Genomic DNA, 17,341 nt, shown 5'->3' on the forward strand with positions numbered 1-17,341 from the left:
ATAGCATTAAAGGCCCGGGGGCTGAAACTATACTAATAACTATGAAAGACCAGGTTAGAATCCTAAAAAAAGCAAAAACTGCGTATGCGCGAAAGTGGTTTTCAATGGCCTTTTTTATTTTTGGGCCTGTTCGGCTATAACTATTGAAAGCAAATGTGGCTAATATGGTAGTGAGTAATAAAGAAGTGGCAAATGGAGTAAGAAAAATTAAATAAAAAATATCGAACATGTTTAATAAAGATGTCGTAAATGTGGATTCTTGTTTTCAATATTTATTTTTTGTACGACTTTGAGTTCTTCTAATGCGAATTTCTTTATCAATGCAGAAATAAAGATCAAATGATAGAGTAAATCCCAATAAGAAACGCCCAGGAAGGCAGACCCTATCATGTATGCAAGTAGAGATGCTTTTATTGCCTTGCAATAATTAGAGACCCAGCTCAGTGTTGGATAACTCTTTGTAACAACGGGTAATTTAATTAGGCTAATGTAGCTGCCGAGCAGCATAGATAGCCAAATAAAAAAAGCGATAAAACCATGTTCAGAAAAAATTTCAACATAAGCACTATGCCAGTCACGTTGACTAACAAATATCCATCCTTCGAATCCTGCGCCCAAAAAAGGATGGCTTTTGGCATAATTCCAGCCATCAGTCCATACTTGAATTCTGGACATTGCGGATTCATCGGTTTCGTACGTATTAATGGTATCCATACGAGAGAACCATTCTTGCGGTAAATAAGGTATTAAAATGTATATGCCAAGTAAAGTTACAGGTATCAAAATCAATTTATATCTGCTATTCCAAAGCAGGTAACCTCCAGAGCCTACCAAAGCAAGTAGAGCGCCCCGTGACCATGATGAAATTGCGGAAGCAATACAAATCGGGATGGCAAATAGCAGAAATTTCTTGAATAGACTGTGGGTTGTTTCGGTAAAAAGAAGTACAAGCAGAGGTATGGCTATAATGGTGGCTAACGCAAATTCATTATTACCTGCATATTGAGTCCCAGTAGGCCCCCATACTCTGTAAGAAAATCCGTGAGCTATTGCAAAAATACCGCCTTTAAACGCTACAAAGCCGAAAGAACATCCGATTGTTGCAATTAAGCAATATAGTTTGTATCGGGTGTTGATCATCGAAAGCGTAAAAAGAAAAGGGAGGTATATTTTGCTAACACTTTTGAGTTTTTCTAAAGCGTAATCTGGTACCGTCGCGAATATCGTAGTTAATATAAAATAGCACCATAAAATAATGAAAAATTTTACCCGCCAGTCAAAAAATATGGATTGTTTGTCCTTTTCTTTTAAATAGAGGCCAAAACTAATTAAAAAAAGAATGAAATAAACAGGAAGTGACCGCACAAAACCCCATGCGAAGGCATGGGGATTCATATAGCTAAAGATGGCTAGCGCTAATACAGAATGCCATGGGGTTTTTATTGAATCAAATATCAAGTAAATTAAAAAAAGCAAAACTACTATGTCACGCATGGGTCATTTTTTATGAAGTTTAAAGACGCATTGTTGTTGCTTATTTAAAGTAACCGGCTATTTCTCCCAGGGTTGAGAAAAATCGCATGAGGTAAAACCTTAATCTATTCATATCAAACGATACAAGAATGTTGCATAAAATTAACAGCAGTTTTTTGTAAAGATAAAGCGGGGCATGGTTGGCTTTATCTTGTCGTGAGGCGGTAAATGATCTGTTGCGCTGAAAACTTTTAAGCAGAAGATATGTTGTTTTAAGTCTATTCTTATCTACATAATGGAGTTGCTTAATATCAGGTGAATAATAAATTTTCTCGCCGGCATTTACCGCGCGATAAAAAAAGTCAGTATCTTCGCTGCCTACTAAATTGTGTCCGATTGGCCCTAGAGATTCCGAAAATCCTCCTATTCTATCGAATACCTCTTTTTTGACAATTGTATGCCCTCCACCAGGGAGTGATTGGCATTCATCGGGTATTAGGAATGGAGTGTCCCCCAAGTCAAATACAGGGATAGGTGGAGGATAAATGCGATATTTATCTTCGGAAAAAATCCATGAAGGCTCGTCCCCTTGCCAATCCGGAAAAATCCTGCCGCAAAAAATAGATATATTGGGTTGCTTTACTATTGCATTAACGACGGATTCAAAGAAATCAGGCGCGACTGTTTGATCGTCGTCGATGAAGCAAATAAAGCCATCGTTTATTACATTTAAAGCCTTGTTTAAAGCATGAGATTTTCCGGGACGTGGCTCAGACTCGACTTTCAGAAAAATGCACTTATTGACATGAGAAGCTTGTTTGAACTTTTCCAGCTCAATGACCGTATTATCGGTGCATGCATTTGCAATGACTAGTAACCTTATATTTATTTGGTTTGGAATCGTGGCTGAATAGATGGATTTTATTGCATTCAATAATAGATTGATTCTATTGTGAGTGCATATTACAACATTCAATTGCATGTCTGTCATGAGTTCAATCTAAAAATAATCTGCTATAAATATTACAGAGTCTTATATGAGACTCGTTGATGAACCACTCTGATGTTGATAGTTTGTAAGACTGATTGGATGTTTCGTATCCACAAGCTGAAAGCGTCGTTCCTGCAATTGCTTCAAACAGCTTGATCTGTTTTTTATTGAACTTGCTCTTCCATTTATGCGTGTTATTCGATTGTAGAGGCTGAGTCAATAAAGGAGTTTTGCCCGTCTCACTGGATTTTTTAAAGTTTATCAGTGAGTCACTATATTCTATATTCAAAAAATGGCATAACTCTCGAAAAACCTCTTGCGGTGTCGTTAGTAAAGATTCGTATTTTAGTTCAAAATAAATATTCGGGTTTCTTTTGCCAAATTCTAAGCCAGAAGTGACGTACTTATTCCAAATATAAGCTGCATGGTAAATATTAAAAATCCTTAAGTCCCATCGTCTTTCCAGCATGGATAAAGCGCAGTCCCTTCCGTCTCTGACTATATGAACAATACGAGCGTCAGGAAACATTTCCATTATTGTACTTAAATGCAATATGTAATAAGGTGTTTTTTCACCCCAATATTTTTTACCTTCGGCTTGTGCATTCAGCTGAAATAATGCAGATATGGTGTCTTGAACCGTCGACACCTCCATGGCATGGAGGCGATCGGCCAGTATTTCACTATCAAATCTGATGCCATGAAAATCATCATCAAAGAAATGTTTCTTGGCTTGATATATTTCGTCCAAAAGCGCCTTCAAATTGTCTTTATTTTTGAGATTGCCAAACTCCGAACGTCTTTGGTAAAAGGGAATAAAAAAATGCGATTCTCCCGTAGGTAAAGATATTTCAGGATGCGATTTAAGCATATATTGGAGCAGTGTCGTTCCGGAGCGCGGGGCACCAACTATAAAAACAGGCGGATTTGTGCTAATCATTTACTTATCCCTAATGTCCGTTGCTGTTGGCAAAACTTATGAAAGTACCCTTCGATCATGCCTAAAAAATAATATACATTCATCAACTGTCGAAAAGAATTATCAAGCCCGGAGGAGAGGCTCACACTTATATATCGCCATATAGCTCTAATAAGTTGTGGTATAACAAATAAAGGGATGCCGAACACATGGCGATTATAAGAAGATTGGTCATTATTGGCCTGCAATATACCCGCATTATTATGTAAGCGTAGAAAAAAACGCCGTTTAAGCTGGTGAGGCAGAATCTTATGATAGACCAAGGCGTCAGGATGGTAATAAAACGTTCCGCCCGCTTTCGCTAATCGATCAAAAAAATCAGTTTCTTCACCTTTGAATAGTTCTTCTTTTTTTAAACCTTCGCCCTTACGGCCTAGATTGACATCAAAATATCCAATTAAATCAATAACTCGTCGTTTTATTGCCATATTGCCACCGAAAGGGCATTCTGTGATGCCATCCATTGCATGGGGTAATGGACCAAAATCTTGGTGGCCTAAAAAACCGTATAACTCTGGAGTTATCCAAGTCGGTAAGCGTTCAGCAGATTCAATATGAATTCGTCCGCCAACCGCATCGCAGTTCTGATTTTCAAACGTTGTATAGATGGCGTTCAGCCAATTCGGAGTGACTCTGATGTCATCGTCGATGAATATTAAATACTCTCCCTTTGAACGTTTAATGCCTGTATTACGTGCAAAAGATAGGCCCTGCTGTTCTTCGAAAAAATAGTTTATGGTTAATTTTGAAACTTTTGCATAATCATTGATGATCGATTGAGTTTCATCGGTTGAGTTGTTGTCAACTATGTTAACTTCCCAATCGATATTGTTTGGAATGTCTTGGTTTTCAAGCTTTGTTAGACATTCGCCTAAATTATGCGAGCGATTATAAGTGCAGATTATAACGCTAAGTTTCATGGCTTTGTGTCCTCATGGAAAAACCTATGCATTAGTCGGCTTGCATAGTATTTTATTGGAAATGAATAGCTGGCGTCATTAATTCCAAAAGTCATTTTTTGTTTCAATTTCCACCAAGGGTCATTGCCATAAACTTCGATTCTATGTAATAAAAAAGGGTCTCTCGCAGCAGTATTAAATCCGGAACGGGTAGAACAGGCCAAACTAAATCCGCAGTCTCTGACTTGCATCCGGTTTTGATCCGAAAATAAGCCAAATGGATATGCAAAATAATTACACTCCCTGCCTAGCTCTTGCTCAATGGTTTTCTTTGATTCTTTGATTTCCTGGTAAGCTCTTTCAATATCCAGCTCCGGCAGTGCTGGGTGATTAACTGTATGAGCACCAAATATGATGTCGTTTTTAGACATTTCTTTTATTTGGTCCCAATTCAACAAATTACGCAAAGGGAAACCCCTTTTTGTCATCCAGTTGTTTGATGCGCCCAGATGGCCAGTTGTTAGAAAAACAGTAGCGGGAATATTGTATTTCTTTAGAATGGGATAGGCATTGGTATAATTATCTTCGAAACCATCGTCTAATGTGATTGCAATGGCGTTTTTTGGTATTGCGGCTCCAGAATTAATATGATTGTCAATTGTTTTTAGCGAGACCAAATTGAAATTTTCATGTCTCAATTTCGACATATGGTTTTCGAATACATCGGGCGGACATGCGTACTTGATTTCCAGCTCTGATTCAGGTTTGGAAATCATGTGATACATTAAAATAATAAATCTATTCATTTTTTTGTGTCATTGCTGATGTAGTCGACTAGGCTTGAAAATAAACGATAAGTTAAAAAACTCGTAGCAATATAAGGCAAGTCTTTCATGCGCCATGTATTCGATGTAAACATTACACGAAAAAGCTGTTGAGCGGAAACCAAATCTCGTTTCCAAAACGCGGTATAGGCATGCGTGATCAAGAAATTATCAATGACTTCTCGTCGTACTTCATAAGGTATGTGCGCAATGCTATCAGGATGATTTTTGCAGAAATCTTTTTTAACTTTCCAGGCATCGATGACTTGCTTCCATTTAATCGATGATATTTGACCGTACTGATGCCAGCGATAAAAAGCTAAAACCTCCGGCACGCGTATTATTTTTTTACTGACTGCACTCAGGCGCAACCAAAAATCGTAATCCATCGAGCTAAAATAGCGAGTCGAAAAGCCATTCACCCTGTCAATCAATGCCCTGCGTACTAGTGCTGCGTGTATGGGCCAGGGGCAGTTGGTCAGAAACGATGAAATGATGTCTTCGTCTTCGTAAGCAGGGGGGATATAGGGAGGGCCGTTTTGATCAACTTCAGAGATATTTTGCCAACCACAATAACTGATGTCCGCATCCGACGAGGTCATTGCGTTATATAGTTTTTCTAAACAATCGGGAGACCAGTAGTCGTCAGCATCGAGAAAGGCAACGAAATCCCCTTGTGCAGAGGCAATCCCTAAGTTTCTAGCCGGGTAGGGGCCTTGATTGTTTTGCCTGATTACTTTTAATCCAGGAAAACGTTTGCACGCCTCTTCAAGTTTTTGGAAACTTCCGTCAGTAGAGCCATCATCAATAACAATCAATTCGACCGAGGGGTGGGATTGGCCAAATACGGACTCTATCGCCTGTTCGACGAAAGGTTCTGCATTAAAGCAGGGCATGATGACGGAAATCAGCGATTGCTTCATGAGCCGGATACCTATGAGTAGAAAGGTAATGCCTTCTGTACGACCTTATCCCAGGTAAAATTTTCTGCGAAGGCTCGACAGTTTTCGGGGGTGAATGTAATTTGGTCTTGCAGGTAATTTTTTAGTGCCGAGTAAATATTTTCAGTTGTTGGCTCTTCGACAAAAAAACCGCTTACGCCCTCTGCGATTGCTTCAACGGCTCCTGCTTGGCGCGCTCCCAATGAAGGCGTGCCGCATGCTGCCGCCTCTAGGTACACAATGCCAAAGCCCTCGTGACTATCGAGTAGTATGGACGAAGGCAAGATAAAAAGATCAGCGTTAGTCATGGCTTCGATCACCCTTTCCAGAGGTAGACGACCAGAAAAATCCACTTTCTCTTTTAAACCAAGCTCTTCGGCAAGTGATTCCAATTCTGCTTTATAGATACCATCTCCGATTATCTGATAGGAAAAAGCATATTCTTTTTTTAGCTCACCCAGGGCAAGCAATATTTTGTCGACATTTTTGCGCTTCTCGGATAATCGCGTTACCGTTAAAAAATGTGGAACTGGATTACGAGTTTTGCAAATTCGAGAATTTAAAAATAGTTCGCTAACGCCTACTTGCGCTACAACTGTTTTACCTTGACATGCCGGGTATCGGGCTAAGAATACTTGTTCTGTATAACGACTATTAGCTAGTAGGGCGCGCGCTTTTGGTAGGGCTTGGCGCATTTGGCAGGTAGTCAATATTTTGCCTAACCAATGATCCAGGGGATGTAAGAGTGAAGCGAATCTCCAGAGTTTTGGATTTTCCGAGAAGCCCGGCCTACCAGTTAATGGATAAGGATTTAAAAAATCGTTTCCGTGAATCGAAACGACTACCGGTTTGTCGGTCTCTAACGCTATCCAGCTATGAGCGGCATTCATCACGTGCCAGGCATCTACGTCATATTCTCGCAATATTGACCTATCAAGATGTCTTGAGTATTTCAATACAGGGTAAATGGTGATGTTTGGCAAATCAATGGGATGATGTCTAGTATGTACAAATACACTCACTCGGTAGCCAAGTTGAACTAATGCTTGGGCAAATTCCGCGGCATATGTCTCTACACCTCCAATATCAGGTGGAAACTCAGAGGTTATAATTCCAATATGCATGATTATTCGTCGTGATAATTAGTAAGTGCGAGGAGTATGGGAAGTTCATAGCTGGCTTTGTAAGTATTCTATTCTTCTTTTCAAAGGGTAATCCCCATCATCGACTTTTTTAAATGTAGAGGATTAAATAAGTACCTGGATTTTAACTGTTTTCAATCCAGTTGATGTTATCATATCTGCCACGAATAGAGAAATCATATACTGCCTTGTTCTTGTAATAATTATTTGAATAGAAATTGCTGTTTTTGTTAAGTAGGGCACAAGATATTGCTATATGTAGTCTATTTGTATTAACACTATCAAAGTGTTGAATAAATTCGAATAATGTTTTAACTGTCATGTATGCGGTCAATTTATCCTCTAGCCCATAAGAAAACAATTCTGACAAATCAATGTTGTCATTAGGAATGGGGATGTCTGTTTTTTCGCCATCAATTCTGTAACAATTTAGTTGAGTGCAATTAAGTTTTCTTATGGCCTGGTCAAAAGTTGATCTAACCCCAAAAGATCGTATAATTGAGTTTAGACTTTGCGCATTTTTTTTTCTTAGTATTTTTTGTGCCATGTATTTTAGTAATTGCTTATTGGGATTATAATTTACATTGGCTTTGTTGAATTCATCTAAGTCTAAATTAAATGCCATGTCATTCGTTAAATATACGTTTGATTTATTTGAGAATGATTTAACGTATTCGTATGATATTAATTCCCTGCAAAAAATTTCTGTGTTATTGCCAAGCTCTTTGAGTAATTCGTCATTTCTTCGAATTGTTTGTGGAAGAATGATTAGTTTTTTTGCTAATTTATGGCATTTTTTAATTACTTTCGCTGAAAAAGAATGAGGGGTGGTCAAGTTGCCCCCGCCACCATATATAACTATCTTTCCAGATGGGTCAAAATACTTAATGTTTGGTGTGTGGTAGGTTAGTCCTATTTTATCGAATACTTGATAAGTAGCCGCAGCTATTAGAGAGTCGCCGGCATTACCTGGGTTTGGGAAATAGAATATCTCATCATTAATATGATGAGATAAATATAGTTCAATATTTTCCATATTTTGTAGTATAATATGTGTTTTTTAAATTATTTATGGAATTATAATGCTTTTAGTGGTGGTTAGCGAGTTTGATGCTTATAAAAATCAATGGCATATGGTATGTCTATTTAGTCATTTGAGCAAAATCTATTTCGCAATGTATTGAGTGAAAAAGTAAAAATATAAATATTTATAATAAAAATAAGTTGTATTGTTTTATGCTGTGGTGGTTATTATAGAAGTGGTTTTGTCATGACTTATGAATTATTTTTTTCCAATTATCCAGCTGCTTCCTTTGATGTGTAATTTATTGGAATCAATGTGTTTTCCCTTTAAATCAGACCAGTTTAATTCGTTTATTATTGTGTTTTTTTCGGGGATGGCGATATCTTGCTCTGACAGATTTATTAAAAGGTATTCGATGGTTTTATCATACGATAAATTGACTGCGAAAATTTCCGAGTTGTTGAGTTCTGGTAATGGTATTTGATTTTCGAATGGTACGGCTTCACCATTAGCACCAAATAGTGAAGGAGAAAATCCTAAACCGGAAGCCTTATTTTGTATTATTCCTTCCGCCAACCAATGGCGGTATTTCATATCCGGTTTAGCAAGGCAACGATGGTACAGGGCTTCTACCCAAAATCCAGGAGCGTATTGCTTGCCGCTGGGCAATTCCTGATAGCGTTTGATCAAGCCACTTGTTTGAGTAAACTCAAGGGCTTTTCCGAGAATGGAATCATCCAGTTGACCGGGAAAGGCACGGGCGTATCGGCATAAATCCATCAGGTTGATCGTTTGATAATCAATTGCCCAAGTGCGTAAAGATAATTCCCTGTCGATGTAACCGTTGGGCATGACCAAGCGCGGAAATCTGGCCTTGATATCCGGCAACATTTTGATCAGATATTCCGATGCAATCCGCTTGATGGCGCGGATAGGTAATGGCAAGCGTTTGGCAGTTTCGGTCGGGAGCATGGTCAAACCGATAGCCCAAAATAGAGGTTTGTAAAGCCATTCGGCTGGTTTCAATGACAGAACGGTGCGTGTGCTATGCAAGGCGGAGGCAATCAATTCATCATATTGACTATCACCGGTCAGTTTTGCATAGCGATTAATGGCAATCGTGGAGTCAAGGTGAGTATTGAGTACCAGCATATTGGAAACCCTTTTGCCGAGCGTCTTATTGGCTATCCAGCGAAAAGGCCCCTTATTCATGGCTGCTTCGGTGAGCTCCAGGGAATCGTGTAAAAACCAAGCCCCACAATCTAATTGATCGATTGTTTTTGAGAGAAAATTTACGGCTTTCTCTAAAGCTATTTTTACTGTGGGGCATTTGCTGCGTGCATATTCGTCCAGCAACATATGTATCCCGCTAGTATGCAGGCGATAGTGACATTCAGCGTCATCCGTCCACATGCCGTGATACCAGCCTCCATCATCCGATTGTCGGTGTATGACGGATAAGATCAATTGTAGCTGGAAGCAACGGTAAATCGATTTTCCGGTAGATTTTTCCAATCCCGAATAAATCGTGTACAAGGCGTGAGCTTCGTTCTCGGAGAAGCATCGTTTGTTTTGCGGCCAGGAATATCGTAAATCGTAAACTGAGCCAAAAAATAGGTGCCGGTATAAATCAGATGGCTTGCTGACATTGGCATGTGATCCCCAAAGAAAGTAGTGTTGCGATTCGATTGAATTAAGCGTTAAAAATCCGGGGTCAATAATCGAAGAGGGGAATCTCCAGATGACAAAATCAAGTTCCGTGTCAGGTTGTGCTGAAAAGGTTATAGAACCATTTTCTTTTTGCCAGCTGATTGAAATGAGTTCGGCGGGTTTTTCGTCAAGAATTTGCTGTTGAGAGTTAAGTTTAAGTTGCTTTGGTGTAATTGGTATCCATAATACCTTACCCTCTGAGTTTTTTGGCTTTGCTAGATAGCCACCTAGGTCGATTTTTTCAATGGTATAATCTTTGTCTAATTTTATTTCAACTTTTTTTGTTGTTTTTGCTCGGATAAAAATAGCGTCAAAGTCCTGAGTTTTTTCGACAATAAACTTTAAAATATCGTTATCTAAAAATGATCGAGAAGAATAGTTTATCTGGAAGTTTTTATCAAAGTTTGTGAAACTAAAAATATCTTTGATTTCTATCGATGTCATATTGTTACAGAATGCGTATTAGAGTAGTGAACTGTAATTAAATTCCGATAAAAATTGAATTTCATTTTACAGAAAGTTAATAGGATGTGATCTGTAAATTTGTAATATGACTTATTAAGTTCTAGATGCTTCTGGATTATAATAATCAAAAGACTTAGCGTTTAGTAGCTTTTTTATGTACTTACCGTTTCTAACTAGAGTAAACTTTTGTAGTGTTTCCATTTTGCCGTCAATGCAAGGAGAAATATATCGAGGATGTGTAGGGTCCCGGTGATCATTGGCAGTGCCTTGGGCTGGCCAATGCTGAGAGTATAATGTTAGCTCTTTAGTCACATACCTATTGTATGGGTGTATTGGTTCTCTTACCTTAAGGCGTAATATGTTTTTTTCTGAAAAAGTTTTCAAAAAAATTCTATAAAGAGCTTGCTCTAAATCAAGCCCTGGAATAGGTTCCAATGATATGAAGCAATTAATTATTTCTGGGGTTGATTTTATTATAAAAAACTGGGTTGCCAAGCTATCCCTGCACGCTAGTTTGTAAGGATAACCGGTTTTTCTCATTATGTTTGCAAATAGGCGTTCCAGTTTTAATTTTAATGTCTTTTTCTTTAAATACTCAAATTCCAGTAAGTCTTCGTCCCATGATGATGAGCAAATCATTAAGTTTGGGTCTTTGTCCATTTCTGAAATTAGATTGTAAATCACATTCTCATCCATAATCCATGTGTCGCCTTCTAAGTGTATAATATATTCTGGCGAAAATTTCTCCATAGCTAATTTAATCGATTCTTTTAATAAATCTAAGGCTCCGTGCTGCAAAGAAAGTGGTTTTCTATATAGATATGCATTTTCCAAGTATTCTTGATAGTTTGTGCTAGAGCAAGCGTGTATTATAGGCAATGGTTTTTTATAATTCAGTTTTATTATTTCTTGATTGATTCGTGCGCAGTCTATTCTGTTAAAGGTTGTCATGCAAACAACTGCTTTTTCTTTTTTCATGATGTAAAGTATAAATTTCTTATTAAGAAAAGTGTTTGAATGATTAAAATGTATTAGTTCTATTTTAAAGAATCCACTTGGGTGCAATACTAATTAATCGCAATTCATCTTGCAATGGGGTGTCATCGGTTTTTGCTAACACATTAAAATACTTCAGGCTTTCACCATGAAATACTACTCGTCCACGGTGGTCTATTAGGGCAAATCTGATCCCATAGGTACCCGGCACAAGAGGGTAATTAGGTATTATTTGGTGAATTTCATTCTTGCCTTCGTTATAAGTCTGAGTATGTCCTAACACGGCGCTAGACTCGCCGGTTAGATAAACGAAATCCGTAGTATGGGTGCCAATATGGAACTCTGGATTTTCGAGGGGTTTGTTCAGAGTGAAGCTTACCTTGATATGTAAGGAATCACCCTCGATTATTGATTCGGTTGATGTTCCGTGGCTGTCAAGAATGGAGACTTGAATATCCTGTATTTCACCCGATGAGATTATTCTAGCGGATTTGTTTTTAATCTTTTGATCGAAAATGGTTTGATTGCTTATTTGGTAAAAGCGATCGCAGGTCGAATGCGAGTCGCCGTCCTGGAGTATCGAGCCATGGCTAAGCAATATAACGCGTGAACACATTCGCTCAACTTGACGAATATTGTGACTTACCAATAAAACAGTTCTTCCTTGTCTTCGAATGAGTTCTTCCATTCGGTCAAAGCACTTGCGTTGAAATGCCAAATCACCTACCGCCAACACCTCGTCCACGATCAGGATGTCGGCTTCCATGCTGGTTGCAATGGAAAAACCAAGTTTAACGGTCATGCCTGAGCTGTACCGCTTTACGGGGGTGTCAATGAATTGTTCCAGTTCTGAAAACTCAATGATCTCATCAAGCTTTTGCCTAATGATTTTTTTAGGAATACCTAAAATTGCAGCATTTAAAAAAATATTTTCCCGTCCGGTTAATTCCGGATTTACACCAGCCCCGACTTCAATTAGCGGAGCGACACTGCCTCTGACGATTACTTTACCGCTAGTCGGTTTGCTGATATTGGCGAGATGCTTTAGCAATGTGCTTTTTCCAGCCCCGTTATGTCCTATTACGCCAACGACTTCTCCCTGTTCAATGGAAAAGCTGACATTATCCAGAGCTTTAAAACGTTCGCGTTTTTGGGTGGGTTGAAATGTAAGGCGTTTGACGGCATTAAAGGCGGTCTCTTTAAAGCTTTTTATATTACCAAGCTGGTATTCCTTGGTCAGATGGTTAACTTCTATAATTGGCATGATAACTATGGTAGTTGATCTTTAATTTCTAGCATTGAATGAGTTAGATTACATCCGCAAACCAACTTTCAGCGCGTTTAAAAAACCAATAACTGAAAGGCAAGATGCATAAGGTCAGAATTAAGCCAGGATAAAGCGCATGAAAATCGGGCATTATTCCTTTTATCAATGTTCTTTGAAATCCATCGATGATGCCAACTAATGGATTTAGAGTATATAAAGTATAGAGTTTCTCGGACCAAATGCCGGCTGCTTGCTCGACTAATAACTTCTTTTGTACCAAGCTTAACGGGTAAATTACGGGGGTGGCATACATCAGCAAGGACATTGCGATTGGAATGGCTTGGCCAATATCCCGATAATAAACATTCATTGCCGCGCCAAAAAAGCTGATAGTGAGCGCAACAACCATGGCATATAAAATAAAGGCCGGCAGCCATAGTGCATAGATACTGGGCATGACTTTGTAATAAAACATCATTGCGGCCAGAATGCCGAAGCTAATAAATAATTCGACAAGTTTCGTTACCATCGCTGTCAGTGGAAATACTTCCCTGGGAAAGTAAATTTTTTTAATCAATGAAGCGTTGGAGGTGACGCTGTTGACGCCTTCGGAAACGGATTCCTGAAAAAAAACCCAAGGCATTAATGCCGCAAAAGTAATCAGGGGGTAAGGAAAGTTATCAGTTTCAATGCCTACAAAACTCTTAACCAGCGTGAATACCAATGTCAGTAATACCGGTTTCAAAACAGCCCAAAGAATACCCAGATAAGCTTGTTTGTAGCGGACGACGATGTTTTTCCAGGTTAATGCGGCAATGAGTTCCCGGTATTTGTACAAATTGATTGCTATCTTAAACATGTCCTGTGGTCAAAGTTATTTTTTTAGTTTTCTAATTCTTTCAAGCTTTTTGTTAAGTGATTTTTTGTCAGGGTTATGCTCTAGCCCCATTTGAATATACTTTTCCGCCTCATCTAAGTCTTTTAGTTTGATGTATGTATCGGCAATTCCAAGATATGCTGGGTGAAATTTGTTGTTTTTAGAAATTGCGGTCTTGAAATCTAATATTGCTTCTTCGTAGTTTCCAATATCCTTTAGAAGGTTACCTCTTTCGGTGTGCAAAAAAGGTAATAATGCGTAATTTGGATTCTGCGAGTGCTTGATTGCGTATGTGGTTCCTTCGAGAAAATAACTCAAGCAAGCTTTCTTTTCTTTTTCTGGGTATTCATAGCATTTTGGGATTTTATGTTTCCCACTACAGTAATGATTTATAGATGTAAAGTCTTGTCCATATATTTTTTTCCAGTCTTTTGGTTTATGAATAATTCCAATTCCAGAGTTTCCTTCGCAGAATGGGGGTACCAATAACGCAGCGGCTATTGGATCAAAACTACCTTGAACCACGTATTCTGCCCAAGGTTCTTTTGGAAAAGCGGATTTGTTCAGGCCAAAGAATAATAACAAAGTTATCAATATTCCGATGAAGTTAGTTTTCATAGATCAATGATGACCTCTCTTACTAAATTTTGATAAATACCAGATTTAAACCTGCATTCACCTATAAAGTGGATGAATCTTGTTGTACCAGTCTTGATTTTAGTGCAGTCACAATACTTGGGATGGGGTAACACGGAGCTTTTATTGATATTAGCGACGACTATATTCGACATCACTTGCTCGCTACCCCAGTCGTGCCATTTTTTGCCGAGGATGTTTTCTATCTTTTGTGAAATTTCTACTACAAACGAGTCTGCAAATGAGTCTTTAGGAAAGCCTGTAAATCCGGCGCAGCCGCGCACATAATTTAAACTATCGACATTATCGATTTTATTAAAGTTTGCTTCGGCCAGCATTTGAACATGAGATTCCGGGGTTAATGTTACATTCTTTCTCACTCGTTCCGAACAAATATTCATTGGCTCTATGGTTTGGTTGTCCCATGTGCCGATGACAAAGGCCGTTTGAGTGGCGATTTGTTGTTTAACCTCAGGTATTTCAGACAAAGTCAATGTGTCGCTGTCCAATTGAATGACATAATACTCTTTTACATAATGGGCAATCGCCAGTAAGCGTTCCCAGCAACCGCCTTTAGGACAGGCGTTATTTGAGAATTCATTCGCATCCCTTATTTCAACTATGGGGATATGTTTTTTTAATGTTTCAAGGTCGTTTTGGGTTAGAGTTCCATCGTTTATGATGATGACTTTTCTAATGGCGACTTGCTTGGTGAATGATTTAATGGCAATTAAAAAAAGTAATACATCCTTATGTTGTAATAAGGTTAAAACCGCGATGGGTTCGTCGGTTTTTGCCAAAACAGGCGGGGTGCCATATATCTTTTTACAAGCGAATGAAAAGTTAAGTCTGTTTAACTTGTCTCTTAATTGATAGAACATGCTGTTTTTGCTAATAAATTGCGGTAGATTGCTTCTATGGCTTTGGTATGTGTCTCGACTGAGAAGGTTTGTAAGGCTTTTTTTCTGGCATTCTGACCTAATTGTTGCCTTAATGCATGGGATTCATGAAAGGCGAGGATTGATTGTGCAAGCGAGTCTGCGTCACCAGGGGTGAATAATAGGCCTGTTTCATGGTCGGTTATCATTTCACTGGCGCCACCGTGATTTGGCGCAATCAATGGCCGGCCCATGGTCATTGATTCAATGACGACTGTGCCCAGTGGTTCCGGACTAATTGAAGCAGATACTACGATATTCAAGCCATTATAGACCTGTTGCATTTCGTCTATATGACCAGTGAATTTTATTTTGTCCGATAGCCCTTCTCTGGCAACCCGTAATTTCAATTGCCGCTCATATTCTCCGCATTCTTCCGGGGTCCCCCCGATAATAATCATTTCTAAATTGATTATTTTATCTTTTAATATTTTAGCGGCATCAATAAATAGATTCTGACCTTTCCATGGAATCAAAAGACCTACTAAACCTACGGCAAATCCGCCATCAGGAATATTGAAGTGTTTCCGGAATTTTTGTCCATCCGCCTGTGTATCTAGTTTGTCTAACGCAATACCGTCATAAACAACGCTAATTTTTTCAGGTGGGATATTCAATTTTTGTTGCATGCTTTCGGCTACCCAGTTGGAAACCGAGATGAAATGATCGGGTAGGGAATAAGCCCAACGCATCAAGCGGGAACCTTTTTGGTCGCCTCTGACATGGCATACGCTTGGGATGCGAAGGCATTTGGCAACCAACAACGCGGCGCGGTTGCAAAGCGGCTCATTATTGGCATGAATCAAGTCTGCTTTGAAACGCCAGGCTGTCCATAGCAAGCGAAGGAAAAAGGGTAGAAAATTGCACGCATCATCCAGCCGGGCAAGGATTTGTTGGGAGGCGATGCGTAATAACGGCAATTTGTCTGGCCAAGTCTGGCTTGCTAGCCAAGTTTGCAAACCGACAATGTCGATAAGTCTATCGGGAATATGTTTCCAAATCGCTTCGCCGGCTATTTCTTCATATTGCGGGCTGGTGCGGCCGGTGACAACCATCGGCAAGTATTTGCTTCTGTCTAGGTTGCGAACTAAATGCCGAAGACAGATTATTGCTCCTCCATAGCCTATGCCGTTTTCGACAAAGATTATGCGCTTGGGATGGTTTTTTGATTCCATTGACATAGTTAGAGTTCTAGAGGCTCGTTCAGGATGCTCTCATAAGTTTAGTGATTTGTGAATTTTTGTTTTATCTCTCGAATCTTTTTTATTAGATGCAGGGGTAAAAAACAAGCAACCAAGTAAGCCAAGGATTTAGGGTTCAGTTGCTCTTTCAAGCTTTGCCGGAAGGCATGGCGCGCTTTGTTTTGGTCACCGTTTGCAAAGTACCAGTAACCCAATGTCCAGTAACTTTCGGCAACAATTTTATCCGGGTCGATGTTTTGCTCTAATAGTTGTGTTTTTGTATGCTTACGTATCGATGCCATGACTTTAGGCAGCTCTGCAAGCATGCGTTCTGTTGCGGTGGTCGCGCTTTCGCTATGCTTTCTGCGAAGTATCAAGGCATCCGTCACGCAAGCAATAGGATGATTTGCGGCGAATTTGGCCCACAATTCCAAATCTTCACCAAAACGAATATCTGAATTAAACAATCCGGCTTCTAGGGCTGTGCTACGTCTGAAAAAAGCCGAGCTAGTCGGCACGAAGTTCTTGTGTACTAGGGCTGCCAGGGCATTGGGTAAGGGCTGGCCCGATATTTTTTGTAAATCTTTTAAAAGATTATGTTTATCCAGGCTGGAAGGGGTAAGGGTGCTGCCATTCGTATCAATCTCCGCTTCGTCGCCAAAAATGAAATGCAAGGCGGGCGTTGTTTCCAGTGCTTTAAGTTGTTTCGATGTTTTTTCCGGTGTCCATTGATCATCGGCATCTAAAAGTGCAATCCAATCGCCGGTCGCCAATTCAATCCCTTTGTTCCTTGCAGCGGAAGGCCCTTGATTGACTTGTTTGTGGTAGATGATGTTGCCGGGCAAGGTGGCAACTATTTGCTCGGTATTATCGGTGGAACCATCGTCGATGATGATGATTTCATCAATCGGCGTGGTTTGTGCGTGAATGCTGTCGACTGCGGCCGAGATAAATTTTGCGCTGTTATACGCGGGGATGACGGCGCTAATTTTCATGAC

16 protein-coding genes are annotated in these 17,341 nt (G+C 39.4%); all 16 read right to left on the bottom strand.

Features of this window, described 5'->3' with window-relative positions:
* Nucleotides 1-231 precede the first annotated feature (231 nt).
* Nucleotides 232-1,494 (bottom strand): putative O-glycosylation ligase, exosortase A system-associated, encoded by a 1,263-nt coding sequence (locus tag NM686_RS06470; protein WP_255187062.1) that lies wholly within the window; start codon nt 1,492-1,494, stop codon nt 232-234.
* 40 nt (nt 1,495-1,534) lie between these two features.
* Nucleotides 1,535-2,464, bottom strand: coding sequence for a glycosyltransferase family 2 protein (locus NM686_RS06475; RefSeq protein WP_255187063.1), 930 nt, complete (start codon nt 2,462-2,464; stop codon nt 1,535-1,537).
* A gap of 4 nt (nt 2,465-2,468) precedes the next feature.
* On the bottom strand, nt 2,469-3,404 hold the full coding sequence (locus NM686_RS06480) for a sulfotransferase family protein (RefSeq protein WP_255187064.1): 936 nt from the start codon (nt 3,402-3,404) through the stop codon (nt 2,469-2,471).
* The gene (locus tag NM686_RS06485; protein WP_255187065.1) at nt 3,401-4,363 is read right to left on the bottom strand and encodes a glycosyltransferase family 2 protein; all 963 of its coding nucleotides are present in this window, start codon (nt 4,361-4,363) and stop codon (nt 3,401-3,403) included. Before NM686_RS06485 ends, NM686_RS06480 begins: the two co-directional genes overlap by 4 nt.
* Complete coding sequence (locus NM686_RS06490; protein WP_255187066.1) at nt 4,360-5,148, bottom strand: polysaccharide deacetylase family protein; 789 nt, start codon at nt 5,146-5,148, stop codon at nt 4,360-4,362. The genes NM686_RS06485 and NM686_RS06490 overlap by 4 nt, the downstream gene beginning before the upstream one ends.
* Nucleotides 5,145-6,089 carry a glycosyltransferase family 2 protein gene (locus NM686_RS06495; RefSeq protein ID WP_255187067.1) on the bottom strand — a complete coding sequence of 315 codons (945 nt, stop codon included), beginning with the start codon at nt 6,087-6,089 and terminating at the stop codon, nt 5,145-5,147. Before NM686_RS06495 ends, NM686_RS06490 begins: the two co-directional genes overlap by 4 nt.
* An 11-nt stretch (nt 6,090-6,100) precedes the next feature.
* On the bottom strand, nt 6,101-7,231 hold the full coding sequence (locus tag NM686_RS06500; protein ID WP_255187068.1) for a glycosyltransferase family 4 protein: 1,131 nt from the start codon (nt 7,229-7,231) through the stop codon (nt 6,101-6,103).
* Nucleotides 7,232-7,373: 142 nt separating this feature from the next.
* Nucleotides 7,374-8,285 carry a polysaccharide pyruvyl transferase family protein gene (locus NM686_RS06505; RefSeq protein WP_255187069.1) on the bottom strand — a complete coding sequence of 304 codons (912 nt, stop codon included), beginning with the start codon at nt 8,283-8,285 and terminating at the stop codon, nt 7,374-7,376.
* Between the two features lie 246 nt (nt 8,286-8,531).
* Entirely contained in the window at nt 8,532-10,427 is a 1,896-nt protein-coding gene (locus NM686_RS06510; protein WP_255187070.1) for a hypothetical protein, read from the bottom strand.
* 114 nt (nt 10,428-10,541) lie between these two features.
* Nucleotides 10,542-11,426, bottom strand: a complete 885-nt coding sequence (locus NM686_RS06515) for a hypothetical protein (protein WP_255187071.1) — start codon at nt 11,424-11,426, stop codon at nt 10,542-10,544.
* Between the two features lie 64 nt (nt 11,427-11,490).
* Nucleotides 11,491-12,708 carry an ABC transporter ATP-binding protein gene (locus tag NM686_RS06520; RefSeq protein ID WP_255187072.1) on the bottom strand — a complete coding sequence of 406 codons (1,218 nt, stop codon included), beginning with the start codon at nt 12,706-12,708 and terminating at the stop codon, nt 11,491-11,493.
* 43 nt (nt 12,709-12,751) lie between these two features.
* On the bottom strand, nt 12,752-13,570 hold the full coding sequence (locus tag NM686_RS06525; RefSeq protein WP_255187073.1) for an ABC transporter permease: 819 nt from the start codon (nt 13,568-13,570) through the stop codon (nt 12,752-12,754).
* A gap of 15 nt (nt 13,571-13,585) precedes the next feature.
* On the bottom strand, nt 13,586-14,206 hold the full coding sequence (locus NM686_RS06530; protein WP_255187074.1) for a tetratricopeptide repeat protein: 621 nt from the start codon (nt 14,204-14,206) through the stop codon (nt 13,586-13,588).
* Complete coding sequence (locus tag NM686_RS06535; protein ID WP_255187075.1) at nt 14,203-15,105, bottom strand: hypothetical protein; 903 nt, start codon at nt 15,103-15,105, stop codon at nt 14,203-14,205. The genes NM686_RS06530 and NM686_RS06535 overlap by 4 nt, the downstream gene beginning before the upstream one ends.
* Nucleotides 15,090-16,343, bottom strand: coding sequence for a glycosyltransferase family 4 protein (locus NM686_RS06540; RefSeq protein WP_269022595.1), 1,254 nt, complete (start codon nt 16,341-16,343; stop codon nt 15,090-15,092). Before NM686_RS06540 ends, NM686_RS06535 begins: the two co-directional genes overlap by 16 nt.
* A gap of 41 nt (nt 16,344-16,384) precedes the next feature.
* On the bottom strand, nt 16,385-17,338 hold the full coding sequence (locus NM686_RS06545) for a glycosyltransferase family 2 protein (RefSeq protein WP_255187077.1): 954 nt from the start codon (nt 17,336-17,338) through the stop codon (nt 16,385-16,387).
* Between the last annotated feature and the right edge of the window lie 3 nt (nt 17,339-17,341).

Source organism: Methylomonas rapida (genome assembly GCF_024360925.2).
Classification (GTDB): Bacteria; Pseudomonadota; Gammaproteobacteria; order Methylococcales; family Methylomonadaceae; genus Methylomonas; species Methylomonas rapida.

Coding starts and splice junctions, on each gene's coding strand:
- NM686_RS06470 (WP_255187062.1), bottom strand. CDS start 1,494: ATGCGTGACATAGTAGTTTTGCTTTTTTTAATTTACTTGATATTTGAT.
- NM686_RS06475 (WP_255187063.1), bottom strand. CDS start 2,464: ATGACAGACATGCAATTGAATGTTGTAATATGCACTCACAATAGAATC.
- NM686_RS06480 (WP_255187064.1), bottom strand. CDS start 3,404: ATGATTAGCACAAATCCGCCTGTTTTTATAGTTGGTGCCCCGCGCTCC.
- NM686_RS06485 (WP_255187065.1), bottom strand. CDS start 4,363: ATGAAACTTAGCGTTATAATCTGCACTTATAATCGCTCGCATAATTTA.
- NM686_RS06490 (WP_255187066.1), bottom strand. CDS start 5,148: ATGAATAGATTTATTATTTTAATGTATCACATGATTTCCAAACCTGAA.
- NM686_RS06495 (WP_255187067.1), bottom strand. CDS start 6,089: ATGAAGCAATCGCTGATTTCCGTCATCATGCCCTGCTTTAATGCAGAA.
- NM686_RS06500 (WP_255187068.1), bottom strand. CDS start 7,231: ATGCATATTGGAATTATAACCTCTGAGTTTCCACCTGATATTGGAGGT.
- NM686_RS06505 (WP_255187069.1), bottom strand. CDS start 8,285: ATGGAAAATATTGAACTATATTTATCTCATCATATTAATGATGAGATA.
- NM686_RS06510 (WP_255187070.1), bottom strand. CDS start 10,427: ATGACATCGATAGAAATCAAAGATATTTTTAGTTTCACAAACTTTGAT.
- NM686_RS06515 (WP_255187071.1), bottom strand. CDS start 11,426: ATGAAAAAAGAAAAAGCAGTTGTTTGCATGACAACCTTTAACAGAATA.
- NM686_RS06520 (WP_255187072.1), bottom strand. CDS start 12,708: ATGCCAATTATAGAAGTTAACCATCTGACCAAGGAATACCAGCTTGGT.
- NM686_RS06525 (WP_255187073.1), bottom strand. CDS start 13,570: ATGTTTAAGATAGCAATCAATTTGTACAAATACCGGGAACTCATTGCC.
- NM686_RS06530 (WP_255187074.1), bottom strand. CDS start 14,206: ATGAAAACTAACTTCATCGGAATATTGATAACTTTGTTATTATTCTTT.
- NM686_RS06535 (WP_255187075.1), bottom strand. CDS start 15,105: ATGTTCTATCAATTAAGAGACAAGTTAAACAGACTTAACTTTTCATTC.
- NM686_RS06540 (WP_269022595.1), bottom strand. CDS start 16,343: ATGTCAATGGAATCAAAAAACCATCCCAAGCGCATAATCTTTGTCGAA.
- NM686_RS06545 (WP_255187077.1), bottom strand. CDS start 17,338: ATGAAAATTAGCGCCGTCATCCCCGCGTATAACAGCGCAAAATTTATC.